Raw genomic sequence first — 14669 nt, forward strand, 5'->3', positions numbered from 1 at the left:
TGTGATTAAAATCTTTAAGTGATAATATATATGAAAAGAATAGTAAAAAACAGTTTGTTTACAGCAATATTGATGGTGTGGGGGATGATGTATTCCTCATGCGAAGGCTGGACAGACCCAGAAAGCATTAACATCCATTACCCTACATTTGAAGAGCAAAACCCGCAACTGTATGCTGACTATATCAGAGATCTGAAACGCTACAAGGATGGAGAACATAAGTTAGTCTTTGTCTCTTTTGACAATCCGGAAACTAATCCAATCAATCAAACCGAACGTCTCACCGCTATACTGGACAGTGTGGATTTTATCTGTTTGAATAATCCAGAAAAGCTCTCGTCTGAAACACAAGCCGAAATGGTAAAAATACGCGAGAAGAATATCCGCACGCTTTCCTGCATTAATTATGAGAGTTTAGAACAAGAATGGAACAATAAGGCAAAAGATAATTCCGAATTGACGGAAGAAGATGCACAAAGGTATCTGAATGAACGTACGGATGCTATGCTGGTTCTATGTGACAATTATGGATATGATGGTATCCTAATTGACTATACAGGACTTTCAATGGTGGGTATGCAAGAAGATGTGTTACAACAATACAAGGCACGTCAGCAAAACTTCTTCAGCAGAGTGTTGGATTGGCGGATTAAGCATACCGACAAAACATTGGTTTTTTACGGTTATGTGCAGTATTTGGCTCCAGAAAACATGGATATGCTGGATAAATACAATCATCTGATACTGAAAACCGCTTCTTCCAAAAACATGGAGGATCTGACATTAAATGTTTTTATGGCTATTCAAGCAGGCATAGACGTAGCAGGAACGAATGCGGATCTTGTTCCAAAAGATCGTTTTATTGCCTGTACACAGTTTCCTCAACAGGAAGATAAGGATATGATAATTGGTTATTGGGATACACGGGATGCAAATGGAAATAAAGTATTGGCTGCACAAGGTACAGCTCAATGGATTGTACAGGCATCACCAGATTATACCTGCACTGGTATTTTTATCATCAATATCCAAAAGGATTATTACAATAATACTTATGGAACAGTACGTGAAACTATTCATATAATGAATCCTAATAAATAGAAATACAATATGAAATTGCATATTTATCAATTAGCATTTATAGCACTTACTGCATTTACGGTAAGCAGCTGCAAGGATACGGATATTAATGATGAACATCATTATGACAATAAGCTTTATATAAGTTCGGTACCCGTAACTGAAGATTTACTGATTAAAGAAGATGTATTGTTTGACAGTCGTAAAATTACTTATCGGCTTGCTGCTCCTGTCGACAACGAAATCCAAGTCAGCTTTGATGCCAAACCATCTTTAACAGCTACCTATAATCTATGTTATGGGGATAATGCTACAGCACTTCCCGAAGCGTTTTATGATATCCCTGTGAAGAATGTTACGATTCAACCCGGAGGAATTTCCGGAGATGATATCATAGTGAATTTCGTTAATTTGAATCAATTGGACGACTCAAGACGTTATGTGTTGCCTGTTACAATCACAAATGTATCTGGAATTGGACTTCTTGAGAGTGCCCGTACCACTTATTTTATTATCAAAGGCGCTGCTCTTATTAATGTTGTAGCTAATATTAAAGAAAACTATTTTCCGATAAAATGGAATAGTGATGTAAGCAAGATGACTACTATTACAGTGGAAGCATTGGTACGAAGTGATGACTGGGTGGCCAAACGTGATAATGCACTAAGTTCTGTTTTTGGAATTGAAGGTAATTTCCTTATACGTATCGGTGATGGTGACCGTCCACGTGATCAACTTCAGGCATTTGTGCCAGGTGGAAGTTTTCCTCCAGCAAATCACGCACCAGGTATTGGACTTCCGGTAGACGAATGGGTACACATAGCTGTTGTGTATAACACTGTCAATAAAAACCGAATCTATTATAAGAATGGTGTGGCGGTGTATAAAGACCAGTCAGCAAATAGTACGGTTAATTTAACTAAGAATTGCTATATAGGTCGTTCTTTTGATGGTACCCGCTGGCTTCCGGGAGAAATTTCAGAGGTTCGTATTTGGAGCGTAGAAAGAACTGCAGAGCAAATTGCAGATAATCCTTATAAAGTAAATCCTGCCAGTGAAGGACTTGTAGCCTACTGGAAATTTAATGAGGGGTCTGGAAAGGTTGTTATAGATCGTACTGGCAATGGAAATGATATCACAGCGAGTAAAGATCCGATATGGGTTCCTGTAGAACTTCCTCAAATATATTAATCCTTTTAATTAAAAAGAATATTATTATGAAACAAAAATATCTGATAACAGGGTTGATGGTTGCCATATTTGCAGGCGGCATAACTTGCCTTACCTCCTGTGATGATGATCTTGTCATAAATAAAGCAATAGATGAGTCAGCATATACCGGCATTTATGAAAACAATGGATACTTGCGTGACGGAAAGTCCAATTTGTCTTCTAACGTAGTGGATCTATACAAAGATACTTATACTACTTCTGTAAAAATGAGTCTTAGTAAAATGACGAGTACCAGTACTTCTGCTCAAGTAATTATTGATGCAGATTATTTGGATACTTATAATAAAGAGCATGAAACCGATTTTGAATTGTATCCTGTGCACCTGGTTTCTTTTAAGAATGACGGGAAGCTCATAGTAGATGCTCAAACAAAATCTGCTCAGACTGACATCACCATTCAGGCGGACGGCACTTTGAAAGAAGATAAAACCTATGCTTTACCTATAGCTCTTACCCACGTAAGTAGCGACATTACCATAAAAGATGAGAAAGCTGGTCATTGTATCTATTTGATAAAAGATATGAGAAAGTTAGGAAACACTTACAAAGAGGAAGATGTAGTAAAGTCATTTGTCTTCTTTGATGGTACAAATCCACTGAATGCTCTTTCTTTTCAACTGGAAAACGGAAAATTGCTGTGGGATGTAGTATCTCCATTTGCTGCCAATATCAACTGGGACGCACAAGCCCAACGCCCTTATTTAAAATGTAATGCTTACATACAATATTTGCTAGATAATAATGAGAAATTTTTGCAACCACTTCGTAAACGTGGAACTAAAATAGTATTAGGAATACTTAGTAACGGGGATATAACAGGAGTGGCGCAACTTTCTAAACAAGGTGCCAAAGACTTTGCACGAGAACTAGCTCAGTATTGCAAAGCATATAATCTGGACGGGGTATGTTTTGATGACGAATATGAAGGTGCTTATGATCCGAATAATCCAGCATTAACAGAGCCTAGTGAGGAGGCTGCGGCACGTTTATGCTACGAAACTAAACAAGCAATGCCTGATAAAATCGTAGCAGTATATGCATTAAGAAGAATGTATAGTTCGAAGGCAACCGTTGTTGATGGAGTAACTATTAAAAACTGGATAGATATTGTAGTTGGTGATTATGGTAGAGATCCTTCTCAAGTTCCGTATGGGGACCTGACATCCAAAGAATGTTCCGGTCAATCCATGGAGTTTGTTAGAGGTACAGGTGGCGATTTACAGGGACAAAGACTGATAAACCAAGGTTCTGGATGGTTTATGGGCTTTTCACCGAAGCCGGAAAATTATGGCAATGTATTCCGGCGTCTGTCTGATGTGAGAACTCTGTATGGTTCTCCGTTACAAGCACCTACCGTGTTCTACAAAGACAATGATGCCACACCTTACCAATATCCCGATGATTTGCAATAAATTAAAAAACAATTGTAGAAATGAGAACACTTTATAGATTTTTCTTATTATTGGCAGTCGGTTTGCTGACAGCCCTTTCTGGATGCGGCGAAGATGAAACTCCAAGTCTGGCTACCTATCCGGATAACAATTTTTCTCTTGTGGCGGAAGACGGAGAAGGCTCGGAAATAACAGTGAATGCCACCTATAATAATGAGGGTATATTAGAATTCGATAAACCCGTAATATTCACCTTTCGTTTTAACGCTTCACCCGAGGACGCAATAGTTACTTTTGAGCCAATCGGAGAAGATGTTGAGTTAAGTGATACCAAATTGATAATTCCGGCAGGCTATACGGATGCCAGTGTTACTTTGGGTATAAAAAATATGGATGTTTTTCAATCTAATTACGATGAAGCTACCTATAATTTAGGAGTGAGAGCTACTGTGCAAGGATATAAAATGCCATCTATTACCTTGGAGGCAAAAGCTTTGATAAAGAAAGAGGCGTATGTAGCTACAGGTTTCTTGGAAGGAAAAGTCGGTAATAAAACTACATTCGAACATACTTATTTCAACGGAGAATTTAAGGACACGGAGCGGAATCTATATACATTCAGTGTACAATTGGATCGTCCTGCTCGGAAAGATGTAAAGGTGAAACTTACAACGGAAGGAGTGGATGACGAATACCTGAAAGACATTAGTATTACTCCTGCAGAAATTATAATTCCTGCTGGTGAAAAGACATCAGGAGATATTACTTGGGAGATTACTAATGACTTTTTGTTGCGTACATCGGACGACTCGTCAAACACATTAAATATCACAGCTGTTTTTGAATGTGAAGATCCGGTCTTCGTGCAGGATGAGAAAAGAAGTTCTTTCACCTTGAATATAAATAAATATATAAGAGGATTTGAACACATATCTTACAAACGGCCTTCCGGTTGGATAGAATGGGCCAAACAGGGTTGGTCTGTAGATGTGGAAGATAGTAGTGATTTTTATCAAAACGATGGTGGCGGTTCGCTTATTGATGGTGAAACCAAAGGTAACTATGAAGGTATATGTTCTGATGGAGATATTTCATTTACACTCGATATGGGAGAGGAAAAAACAATCACTGGAGTAGGTCTTGATTATATATATTATTATGCTCCTCAAAATGTACAATTATCAGTTTCTTCTGATGGAAACACATGGAATTATCTAGGAAAAGTAGCTACTGCTGATGAGAATGCCGATTACTATCAATTCATTGAATCTATAACTGCACGGTATGTGAAATTTGATCTTTTGGCTTCTTGGGGATGTGAGCTTTATGAAATATACGTCTTTAAGTAGTATTGAGTCTAAAAAGAATATAGGTTAAAGTTTGTATTCGAGAGGCTGTCTCAAGATTGTTTTTGAGTCAGCCTCTTTTTAATTGCTTTTTCAAAGAACGGGCAGGCGCTAACTTTTCTAAGTCTAACGTTTGCTCATGTTCCTAAATATTTGAATTAAATGCTACATAGTGAAATAAAATATCTATCATAGTATCATTTATTTCAATAATCTTTTAATTATCAAAGGAATAAGTATGATAGATAGCTTTTAGAAAATGCATCTATCATACTTTTACCAGTAAAAACAGGTTATCTATCATTGTGCAAAATAGCCATATAAGGGTCATAATAGGTGTAAGATAGCTTGTTTTTGTCACAAGGGAGCCATATAAATCTGATTATCGTGGCTTAATAATGTAAATGTAATGGCGATAAGTTTATAGCCCACGTATGTGTGCTGTACAGTCCGCATGTGTGGGCTGCACGGTTTACATACGTGGGCTGTACAGCCTGCACATGTGAACTATAGAAAGACAGCCGCTTCCAATAGATTATTAAGTTGTCAATACAGGTTATCATCCTATAAAGTGTGCATTCTTATGCCTTTAAATGGATACTCTCACCTAATGCTACACTAAATAGATATAGTATGGGTGTGATAGATACCCGTTTTTTGCAATAAAAGTATGATAGATGCATTTTCTAAAAGTTATCTATCATACTTATTCCTTTGATAATTAGAAGATTATTAAAATGAATGATACTATGATAGATGTTTTTCTCACTATGTATTCAAACCTGTATCATTTTACTCATTTCCGTACGGTGCTGAATCAATTGATATTTTAGCAAATAAGTATTGAAACGCAGATTAACGCAGATTTTCGCAGATTATTAGAAGGCTGCGCCATGTTTGAGAACTTTTTTATTCTTTGCGAAAATCTGCGTTAATCTGCGTTTCAATAAATGTTCATTTGGTTCATTTCGGTGCAATACTGAAAGACTCAAACCAAGATTAGGGTAAATTATCTCGCAAGGATTATTGTTGCTTAGAGAAAGAATAGGGCATATCTTCTTCTTTAGTTCCTCTATTCTGATTAGGTTGATTGCTCATTTCAACACTGATTGTACCTCCCTTGAGCAAATTTTCGTGTCGGAGATAATTTTTAGTGTAATCAGCACCATTGACATTCATCGAATTGACATAAAAATTCTTCTTACTATTATTCGGAGCATCAATAACCAAACTATTGCCATTCTCAAAATGAAGTGTAGCTTTCTTGAATAACGGAGCACCTATAATATATTCATCCGTTCCCGGACAAACAGGATAGAAACCTAATGCCGAGAATACATACCAGGCAGAAGTTTGTCCGTTGTCTTCATCGCCACAATAGCCGTCCGGAGTAGGAGAGTACATACGATCCATTACTTGACGCAACCAGTATTGGGCTTTCCAAGGTTGTCCTGCATAGTCATATAAATAAATCATGTGCTGAATCGGTTGATTGCCATGTGCATAGTTACCCATATTCATCACAGTCATTTCACGGATTTCATGAATCACTTGGCCGTAGTAGCTATCATCAAAAATAGGAGGTACGGCAAAAACAGAATCCATCATGGTGATAAACATCTCTTTTCCACCCATCAAGTCAATCAATCCTTGAGGATCGTGGAATACAGACCAAGTATAGTGCCAGCTATTTCCTTCCGTAAAGGCGTCCCCCCATTTCAGCGGAGAGAAAGGAGATTGGAATGTACCATCTTCGTTGCGTCCACGCATTAACTTAGATTCCTTATCGAAAAGATTCTTGTAGTTCATGGCACGTTTTGCGAAAAGATTAATCTCTTTTTTCGGACGTTTAAGTTCCTTTGCCAGTTGGTAGATACACCAGTCATTGTATGCATATTCCAACGTGCGTGCGGCGTTCTCATTGATTTTTACATCATAAGGCACGTAACCCAGTCTATTGTAATATTCATATCCCAAACGTCCTGTTGATGATACTTGTGGATGTACATTCTCCGTTCCGTGAATCAGCCCTTCATACAATGTTTTTATATCGTCCACTTTCACTCCTTTCATGTAAGCATCCACTAAGACAGAAGCAGAATTGTTACCAACCATACAGCCTCTGTGCCCCGGACTTGCCCATTCCGGGAAGAAACCGCTCTCTTTATATGTATTGATCAGACCTTCCTGCATTTCCTTGTTGACTGACGGGTACATTAGGTTCAATAACGGGAATAGGCAACGGAAAGTATCCCAAAAGCCTGTGTCGGTATACATATATCCCGGTAATACTTGCCCATTATAAGGACTGTAATGAACCGGTTGTCCGGCAGCATCCAGTTCGTAGAATTTGCGTGGGAAGAGCAATGAACGATATAAACAAGAATAGAATGTGCGATATTGATCGAGATTGCCTCCTTCTACTTCTATTTTGCCTAACACTTGGTTCCACGCTTCTTTTCCTTTCTTGGCTAGCTGTTCAATATTATCTTTGCCCAACTCTTTCATATTCAAAGCTGCCTGTTCAAAACTGATGAAAGAAGAAGCAATCCTTGCATGTACTTGTTCGCCTTTATGTGTTTGGAAACCAATAATGGCTCCGGCATGCTCTGTTGTCTGTTCGGTAACATTTTCCTGCAGATTGCCATTGGCTACCGTAGCTTTATAAGTGAAAGGCTTGTCGAATTCAATAATAAAGTAATTTTTAAAGTTTTCGGGAACTCCACCGCTGTTGCGAGTTGTATAACCGATAATCTTGTTTTCTTCCGGAATAACCTTAATATACGATCCCTTATCAAAGGCATCCACTACAACATACGAATGATCGTTTTCCGGAAAAGTGAAACGGAAAAGAACGGCACGCTCGGTTGGAGCCATTTCTGTCACTACATCATGCTCTGCAAGATATACTTTATAATAATAAGGAGTGGCAGTTTCTCCTTTGTGGGCAAACCAACTGGCACGCTTTTCTTCATTGAATTCCGGTTTGCCTACTATAGGCATAATAGAGAATTGTCCGTAATCGTTAATCCACGGACTGGGTTGATGTGTTTGTTTAAATCCACGAATCTTATTAGCTGTATAAGTGTATTGCCATCCGTCTCCCATCTTTCCTGTCTGTGGAGTCCAGAAATTCATCCCCCACGGACGGGCAATGGCCGGATAAGTATTACCTGTTGATAACTCGAAACTAGATTGAGAACCCATAAGCGGATTGACATACTGCGTCCAGTCTTTGGCTTTTGCAAAGACGATACAACTTAATGCACATACTAATAGGAGATACTTTTTCATGGTCTTATTTATTATTTATGGCTCAATCGAATCAGAAATCAATTGAGCCAATTTATTTTTCAAGGTTTTGTTTTTTTATTCAATTTGAACAGCCAGTAGTACCAACTCATTCCTCTTCTTTTGAGGAGAGAGCCGGAGAGAGGACTCCCCATTTCGTAGGATGATCGGTCATCTTGATTTCCATCGTTCCTCCATTCGCAATATCCTGATGGTTAAAGAATGGAATGTTTAGAGCCTTACCGTTCAGCAATACACTTTCAATGTATTTATTCTTTTTCCCATTATTCTTTACTACAATACTGAAAGTCTTTCCTTCAGGCAGATTGATAACTGCTTTGTCGAAGGCAGGACGTCCGATGGAATATACCGGCTTGCCGGGACATACTTGATAGAATCCCATAGAGTTGAGTATATACCAGGCAGACATCTGACCGCAGTCCTCATTACCCGAAAGACCCTCTATACTGTTGGCATACTGGCTCCGGTAAACACTATCTACCAACTCTTGAGTTCTCCAAGGGTGGTTAACGTAGTTATATAGATGGATCACATGGTGACTTGGTTCGTTTCCATGTGCATATTGCCCGATCAGTCCGCTGATATCTGATGAGGTTGTCTCACCTTCAAGTGATGAATCGGCCGAGAATAAGGAATCGAGTTTCTGGACAAAAGCATCTTCTCCACCCATCAGATTGACTAATCCTTCTACATCATGCGGCACAAACCAAGTCCATTGCCAAGCTGTTCCTTCACAATAATCATCGCTGCGGTGAGTAGATGCGCGTGGATTGAATGGAGTACGCCATTCACCTTTTGAGTCCAGTCCACGCATGAAGCGGATTGATTTGTCGAAATAGAATTCGTAAGCCTTGGCGAAGCGTTCATACTTTGCTTTGGATTCAAAATCACTCATCGCTTCTGCAAAGATAGAGATACACCAGTCATCATACGCATATTCCAGAGCTTTGGCCACTGATTCGTTTTCGCGGTCACAAGGGATATATCCGATGGCATTCTTATAATATTTTGCTTTAGGCATGAGATGAGGCAATACCAAATCCGGACATTTGATGCCGGTAGTGTCATATTCAGCGGCACGCAGGCAGGCTTTATAAGCCTCTTTGGTATCAAAATTGCGATACCCTTTCATGTAGGCATCCACGATGACCGGAACAGCATGATAGCCAATCATAGTGCCGGTGTAATTGGAAGCCAAGTCCCACATGGGGTATATCCCACCTTCCTGATGTTTCTTAATTAACGAATTGATAAAGTGATTATTCAGATCGGGATCAATGATAGTCATTAGCGGATGTAGCGCACGGAAAGTATCCCATAAAGAAAAGACAGTGTATATCGGATTAAGGGTGTCTCCTTGATGTACTTCAAGATCCATTCCTAAATAACGTCCGTCTGCATCAGTGAACAGATTTGGACTGATTCCCGTGTGATAGAGGGCCGTGTAGAAGATGGCTTTATCTTCTTTATCGGAAGTTGTAATATCAATTTTGGAAAGATATTCATTCCATGCCGTACGTGCGTCTTTACGTACTTTTTCGAAATCCCATCCGGGAATTTCTGATTCAACGTTCTTCCGTGCACCGGCAATATCAACAGCGGACACACCTACTTTAACAAGAACCTGCTCGTCTTTACTGGTGTTGAAATGCAATAATGCTTTGCAGACAGGAAGTCGTTTACCATTATCCATGGTGATAGAGTCCGTAACGAGCGTATAAGAGAATGGTTTGGAAAATTTAGCGTAAAAGTTGATATATTGGTCGAAAGCCCAATAAGTTGTTTTCTTATGTCCACAGATTTCCGTATCGCTTATTACTTCTATTTCCATCTCGGAGTTAGTCTGTCGTTGTAGGCTGTAATCCAGGTCGATGATAAATCCGGATTCGGTGTTTTCGGGAAAAGTATAGCGATGGATTGCTCCTCGTTTGGTGGATGAAATTTCAGCTTTCACCTGATAAGTATCGAGAAAGACAGAATAATATCCTGGTTCTGCAATCTCATTCTTGTGCGAGAAAGAGGAAGCGTATGCCAGTCGCTGGCTTTGGGGATCGGTTGTTCGATATTGTTGTTTACCTACGGTTGGCATGAGCAAGACATCTCCATAGTCGCAACAACCTGTACCGCTGACGTGTGTGTGTGAGAAGCCATTGATGGTAGAGTCGGCATAATAATAACCGGAACAAGCATCCCAACCATCGATCCGGGTGTCCGGACTGGGCTGAATCATCCCGTGGGGAACTACCGCTCCGGGGAAGGTATGACCATGTCCACCGGTACCGATGAAAGGGTTGACGTAAGCACTATAGTCTTTTACATTAGTGGGGGCTGTACAGGAGCTAAGTGTGAATAAACCTCCTAAACATCCTACTATTAGGAATGTTTTTAATTTCATGGTATTAATAGCTTTTAAGTTTTAGCCGGTTCATCTTTTACTTCTTATTTGGGAGAAATGAAGATATTGTTTCCGACAATTTTATAATCAATAGGTATAGAGTTTTGCAATGATTTTAACACTGACTCGATATTCGATTTCCTTTTCAGTACACCGGAGTAAGTTTTACCCGTCTGAATGTCAGGAGATAGAATGATTTTCACATCATAGAAACGCTCCAGCGCTTTGGTGATGGTGAAGATATCTGCTTTTTGGAATGGAATCAGATTATCGTGCCAAACAGCATCCAACTTGGCATCCACTTGTTTCACGGTCAATCGTCCATTATTTTTGTTCAGTTCCGCACGTTGTCCCGGAGTGAGGATAATCTGCCCCTCTTCCTTATTGCCTTTTACTTCAATCTCACCTTCAATAAGTGTCGCCTCCGCTATCCGGCAACGCTTATCGGATTTTAAATTGAACGTAGTTCCCAATACGCGTACGCGTATTGCATCACTTTGAACGGTGAATGGCTTATGGCGGTTTTTGGTGACCTCAAAATAAGCTTCTCCTTCCAGGTAGACATTGCGTTCCTTTTCGGAGAACTCACGTGGATATTTCAAGGTTGCTGCATTGTTCAGCCAAACCTTGCTACCATCCGGCAAGACTACCTCCTTAACAATGCCTTCGCTGGCTACTGCAACCATCATTTGTTGATTGTTTCCGTTTTGATAGAACCAATATCCGACTCCACCACCCATGACCAACATCACAGCAATCACTGCGGCATATTTCATCCAGCGATGCATGCTTAGTATTTTGCTCTGTTTACCTTTCTCTTCGTCCAGCTTTTTATAGAGTTGTTTTTCCGCACGAAGTATCCGTTGTTCATCAGTGTACTGGTCGAATTTACCCAAATGATAAATTTCTTCCATACGAAAGAGCTGGCGGGCATTTTCTTCCGATTCCTTCATCCAGGCATTGACCTCGATAAGCTCTTCTTCAGAACACTGTCCTGTCAGATATCTGTTTATTATTTCTTCACTCAGATTACTCATTTTCTTTTCCTTCATATTAGTAATACAATTCAAAACGCAAAAACACTTATTATAATCGCCATAAAAATAAGAAAAGAATCGCCCAAAGAGGATCGAGTCGGCCACGCAAGTATTTTAAAGCCTTATACATATGGGCTTCCACCGTGCGGAGTGAAACTCCGAGAATATCGGCTATTTCCTTGTTTTTCATATCATGCAGATAGCTAAGTTTGAAAACCTCTTTGCATTTGTCAGGGAGCTCATTAATTGCATCATGAATTTCCTTGCGGAGTTCCTTGTCTTCGATCCTCCGAATCACTTCGTTGTTGTCCGGTTGATAGAATTCTGCGCGTCTTTGGTTGATTTCTTCCATGGCAACACAATAACCGTCTTCCACACTGCGGTGTTTCAAGACATTAAGGGCACGGGTGTAAACGGCACGATAGAGAAAGGCCTGGATTTGGTCGCCTATCTCTATGTGGTCTTTCCGCTTCCATAATTCTACAAATACGTCCTGCACTACATCCTCTGCTTCTTCTTCTCCCACCAAACGGGTTGCATAGAAAATCAGGCTGGGATAGTACCGGCGAAATAGTGCTTTATAGGTTACATCAAAGTTTTCATTCATTCTCTCGATGGACTAAGTTCATGTTTCGTTTATGGGTTTTTATCTTCGAATATGACTCCAATTGCTTTAGGGGTGTTACTCATTTCGAATTCGACAGTTGCTCCACTCATGATTTGCTCGTGAGTAAGATATGTTTTGTCATACGGTTTTCCATCTATTTTGATGGATTGGATATAGATATTTTCTTTGTTTACTTTGGGGGCCAATACGGTGAAAGTCTTTCCATTTGCCAGATGTAATTGCATTTCCGGGAATAGGGGAGTACCTATCTCATATTTTCCACTGACGGGATTGACGGGGTAGAATCCCATCGCACTGAATACATACCATGCTGACATCTGTCCGCAATCTTCGTTGCCACAAAGACCGGCAGGTTCGTTCTTGTAGAGCTCGTTCATCACTTTGGCCACATATTCTTGTGTGCGATTTTCGTGTCCTATAGCATTGAACAGATAAATAACGTGATGGCTCGGTTCATTGCCATGCGCATATTGTCCTATCATGCCCGTGCTGAAGATAGGTAGTTCGTCATCTGCTGCCGGATGATAGGTGAACATACTGTCCAGTTTTTCGGCAAACCGGTTTTTACCTCCTACAAGGTCGATCAGTCCGTTTATATCATGCTGTACAGACCAAAAGTATTGCCATCCGTTGCTTTCGCAAATGTGTGGTGTATAGTCATCGGCCTTGAAGTCCTTGATAAAGATGCCTTTGTCGTCACGTGGCTGCATGAAAGAAGTAGCGGGGTTATATACATTCTTGTAGTTTTGAGAACGTTTGTAAAATTCGTCCGCAATGTCTTGTTTGCCCATCTTCTTCGCCATTTCGGCAATGCAATAGTCATCGAAAGTGTATTCCAGTGTTTTGGATAACGACCAGTTTTCTGCGTTGTAGTGGTCTGTTACGTTGTAAGGTATGTATCCTAATTCTTTGTAGAGTCCGATGCCGCGGTAATTATCCAGATTAGCCGTTGCTATGCAAGCATCCAAGGCTTTCTTTGCGTCGAAGTCGCCGATTCCTTTCAGATAGGCGTCTACAATAACAGGAACAGCATGATAACCGATCATCATGTCTGTTTCACTTCCGTAGAAGTTCCACACCGGTAGGTGGCCATTCTGTTCGTAGAAGGCGATGAAGGATTTCACCATGTCGTTTACACGTTCGGGTTCGGTATAAGTAAAGAGCGGGTGGGCAGCACGGTATGTATCCCATAGGGAGAAGGTGCTATAATTAACCCAGCCGTCGGCTTGGTGTATTTTCTTATCGGGGCCGTAGTAAGCTCCGTCTACATCACTGTAAATAGTTGGAGCAATCATTGAGTGATAGAGAGCGGTATAGAAGTTTACTTTATCGTTCTCATTATCACTTTTTATTTCAATCTTTCCGAGCTGGCGGTTCCAGTTTGCTTTTGTTTCCGTCAAGTATTTGTCGAAGTCATTTTCGGGGACTTCAGCTTGCAGGTTTTTGGCTGCTCCTTCCATGCTGACACCGGAAATGGCAGTGTTTACCAATATCTGTTCATCCTTTTGGGTATTGAAATCGAAGCGGGCGATAACAGCGGTACCGATACGTTTGTTGTCTTTGATGATGGCAGTTGTGTCCAGTTCCATTTTCTCAAAAGGCCTGGAGAATCGGGTGCGGAAATAGATGTGTTGATCGCGTGCCCAGCCGTTGGAGAAACGGTAACCTTGAATGGTGACGGAGTCTACGACTTCGATATGAGAATCGTTGGTAAAATCCCAGTTCATGGCTTTCTTCAGATTTAAGAAGATAGTAGATTGGGCTTCCGGAAACGTATAACGTTGGATACCACAACGCTCGGTGGCAGTCAGTTCGACGTTGATGTTATAATCAGTCAGGCGTACTTGATAATAACCGGCATGAGCACTTTCATCCTTGTGGGAGAATTTAGAATGGATGCCAAGTGGTGCTTCCGCTTCTTTGTAGGGAAGAGTGACAGGCATGAAAGAGATGTCATACAAATCTCCCGCTCCAGTGCCGGAAAGATGTGTGTGGCTGAAACCGGCAATCGTACTGTCCGGATAGAAATAACCGGAGATACGGTCCCATCCGGGGAGTCCGTTGTCCGGGCTAAGTTGCACCATGCCGAAAGGAGCTTGGGCACCAGGATAAGTGTTTCCAGTGAAGTCTGTTCCGATAAATGGATTTACATAAGATGTGTAATCTATTTCGTGTTTTTCTTGCGTAGGGGTACAAGAAATGAGCATGCAGGTTAACAGCAGGCATAGATAAGCAGGTGTTCTCATC

Annotated in this window: 9 protein-coding genes; 4 read left to right on the forward strand and 5 right to left on the reverse strand. The window is 40.5% G+C overall.

Annotation, left to right across the window (positions count from 1 at the left end; all coding sequences use genetic code 11):
* The first annotated feature begins 30 nt into the window (after positions 1–30).
* Genes Bovatus_RS20885 through Bovatus_RS20900 form a run of 4 tightly spaced genes read left to right on the forward strand, consistent with a single transcriptional unit; the run spans position 31 to position 5053 of the window.
* Positions 31–1101 carry a glycoside hydrolase family 18 gene (locus tag Bovatus_RS20885; RefSeq protein ID WP_004301371.1) on the forward strand — a complete coding sequence of 357 codons (1071 nt, stop codon included), beginning with the start codon at positions 31–33 and terminating at the stop codon, positions 1099–1101.
* 9 nt (positions 1102–1110) lie between these two features.
* Complete coding sequence (locus Bovatus_RS20890; protein ID WP_004301372.1) at positions 1111–2271, forward strand: DUF1735 and LamG domain-containing protein; 1161 nt, start codon at positions 1111–1113, stop codon at positions 2269–2271.
* A gap of 26 nt (positions 2272–2297) precedes the next feature.
* Positions 2298–3725, forward strand: a complete 1428-nt coding sequence (locus Bovatus_RS20895) for a BT_3987 domain-containing protein (protein WP_004301373.1) — start codon at positions 2298–2300, stop codon at positions 3723–3725.
* 20 nt (positions 3726–3745) lie between these two features.
* Entirely contained in the window at positions 3746–5053 is a 1308-nt protein-coding gene (locus Bovatus_RS20900; protein ID WP_004301374.1) for a DUF4989 domain-containing protein, read from the forward strand.
* A gap of 1020 nt (positions 5054–6073) precedes the next feature.
* On the opposite strand, the gene Bovatus_RS20905 is transcribed toward Bovatus_RS20900, so the two are convergent.
* From Bovatus_RS20905 to Bovatus_RS20925, 5 genes are all read right to left on the reverse strand, one after another.
* A complete protein-coding gene (locus Bovatus_RS20905) occupies positions 6074–8344 on the reverse strand; it encodes a GH92 family glycosyl hydrolase (RefSeq protein WP_004301375.1) in 2271 nt (756 codons plus the stop codon).
* Positions 8345–8450: 106 nt separating this feature from the next.
* The gene (locus tag Bovatus_RS20910) at positions 8451–10757 is read right to left on the reverse strand and encodes a GH92 family glycosyl hydrolase (RefSeq protein ID WP_004301376.1); all 2307 of its coding nucleotides are present in this window, start codon (positions 10755–10757) and stop codon (positions 8451–8453) included.
* Between the two features lie 44 nt (positions 10758–10801).
* The gene (locus tag Bovatus_RS20915; protein WP_004301377.1) at positions 10802–11809 is read right to left on the reverse strand and encodes a FecR family protein; all 1008 of its coding nucleotides are present in this window, start codon (positions 11807–11809) and stop codon (positions 10802–10804) included.
* Between the two features lie 34 nt (positions 11810–11843).
* On the reverse strand, positions 11844–12401 hold the full coding sequence (locus tag Bovatus_RS20920) for an RNA polymerase sigma-70 factor (RefSeq protein ID WP_004301378.1): 558 nt from the start codon (positions 12399–12401) through the stop codon (positions 11844–11846).
* A 29-nt stretch (positions 12402–12430) separates the two neighbouring features.
* Positions 12431–14668 carry a GH92 family glycosyl hydrolase gene (locus tag Bovatus_RS20925; RefSeq protein ID WP_004323636.1) on the reverse strand — a complete coding sequence of 746 codons (2238 nt, stop codon included), beginning with the start codon at positions 14666–14668 and terminating at the stop codon, positions 12431–12433.
* Position 14669: the final 1 nt, after the last annotated feature.

This window comes from Bacteroides ovatus, assembly GCF_001314995.1.
GTDB lineage: Bacteria > Bacteroidota > Bacteroidia > Bacteroidales > Bacteroidaceae > Bacteroides > Bacteroides ovatus.

Excerpts from the sequence above, each read along its gene's own strand:
- Bovatus_RS20885 (WP_004301371.1), top strand. The coding sequence starts at position 31 with ATGAAAAGAATAGTAAAAAACAGTTTGTTTACAGCAATATTGATGGTG.
- Bovatus_RS20890 (WP_004301372.1), top strand. The coding sequence starts at position 1,111 with ATGAAATTGCATATTTATCAATTAGCATTTATAGCACTTACTGCATTT.
- Bovatus_RS20895 (WP_004301373.1), top strand. The coding sequence starts at position 2,298 with ATGAAACAAAAATATCTGATAACAGGGTTGATGGTTGCCATATTTGCA.
- Bovatus_RS20900 (WP_004301374.1), top strand. The coding sequence starts at position 3,746 with ATGAGAACACTTTATAGATTTTTCTTATTATTGGCAGTCGGTTTGCTG.
- Bovatus_RS20905 (WP_004301375.1), bottom strand. The coding sequence starts at position 8,344 with ATGAAAAAGTATCTCCTATTAGTATGTGCATTAAGTTGTATCGTCTTT.
- Bovatus_RS20910 (WP_004301376.1), bottom strand. The coding sequence starts at position 10,757 with ATGAAATTAAAAACATTCCTAATAGTAGGATGTTTAGGAGGTTTATTC.
- Bovatus_RS20915 (WP_004301377.1), bottom strand. The coding sequence starts at position 11,809 with ATGAAGGAAAAGAAAATGAGTAATCTGAGTGAAGAAATAATAAACAGA.
- Bovatus_RS20920 (WP_004301378.1), bottom strand. The coding sequence starts at position 12,401 with ATGAATGAAAACTTTGATGTAACCTATAAAGCACTATTTCGCCGGTAC.
- Bovatus_RS20925 (WP_004323636.1), bottom strand. The coding sequence starts at position 14,668 with ATGAGAACACCTGCTTATCTATGCCTGCTGTTAACCTGCATGCTCATT.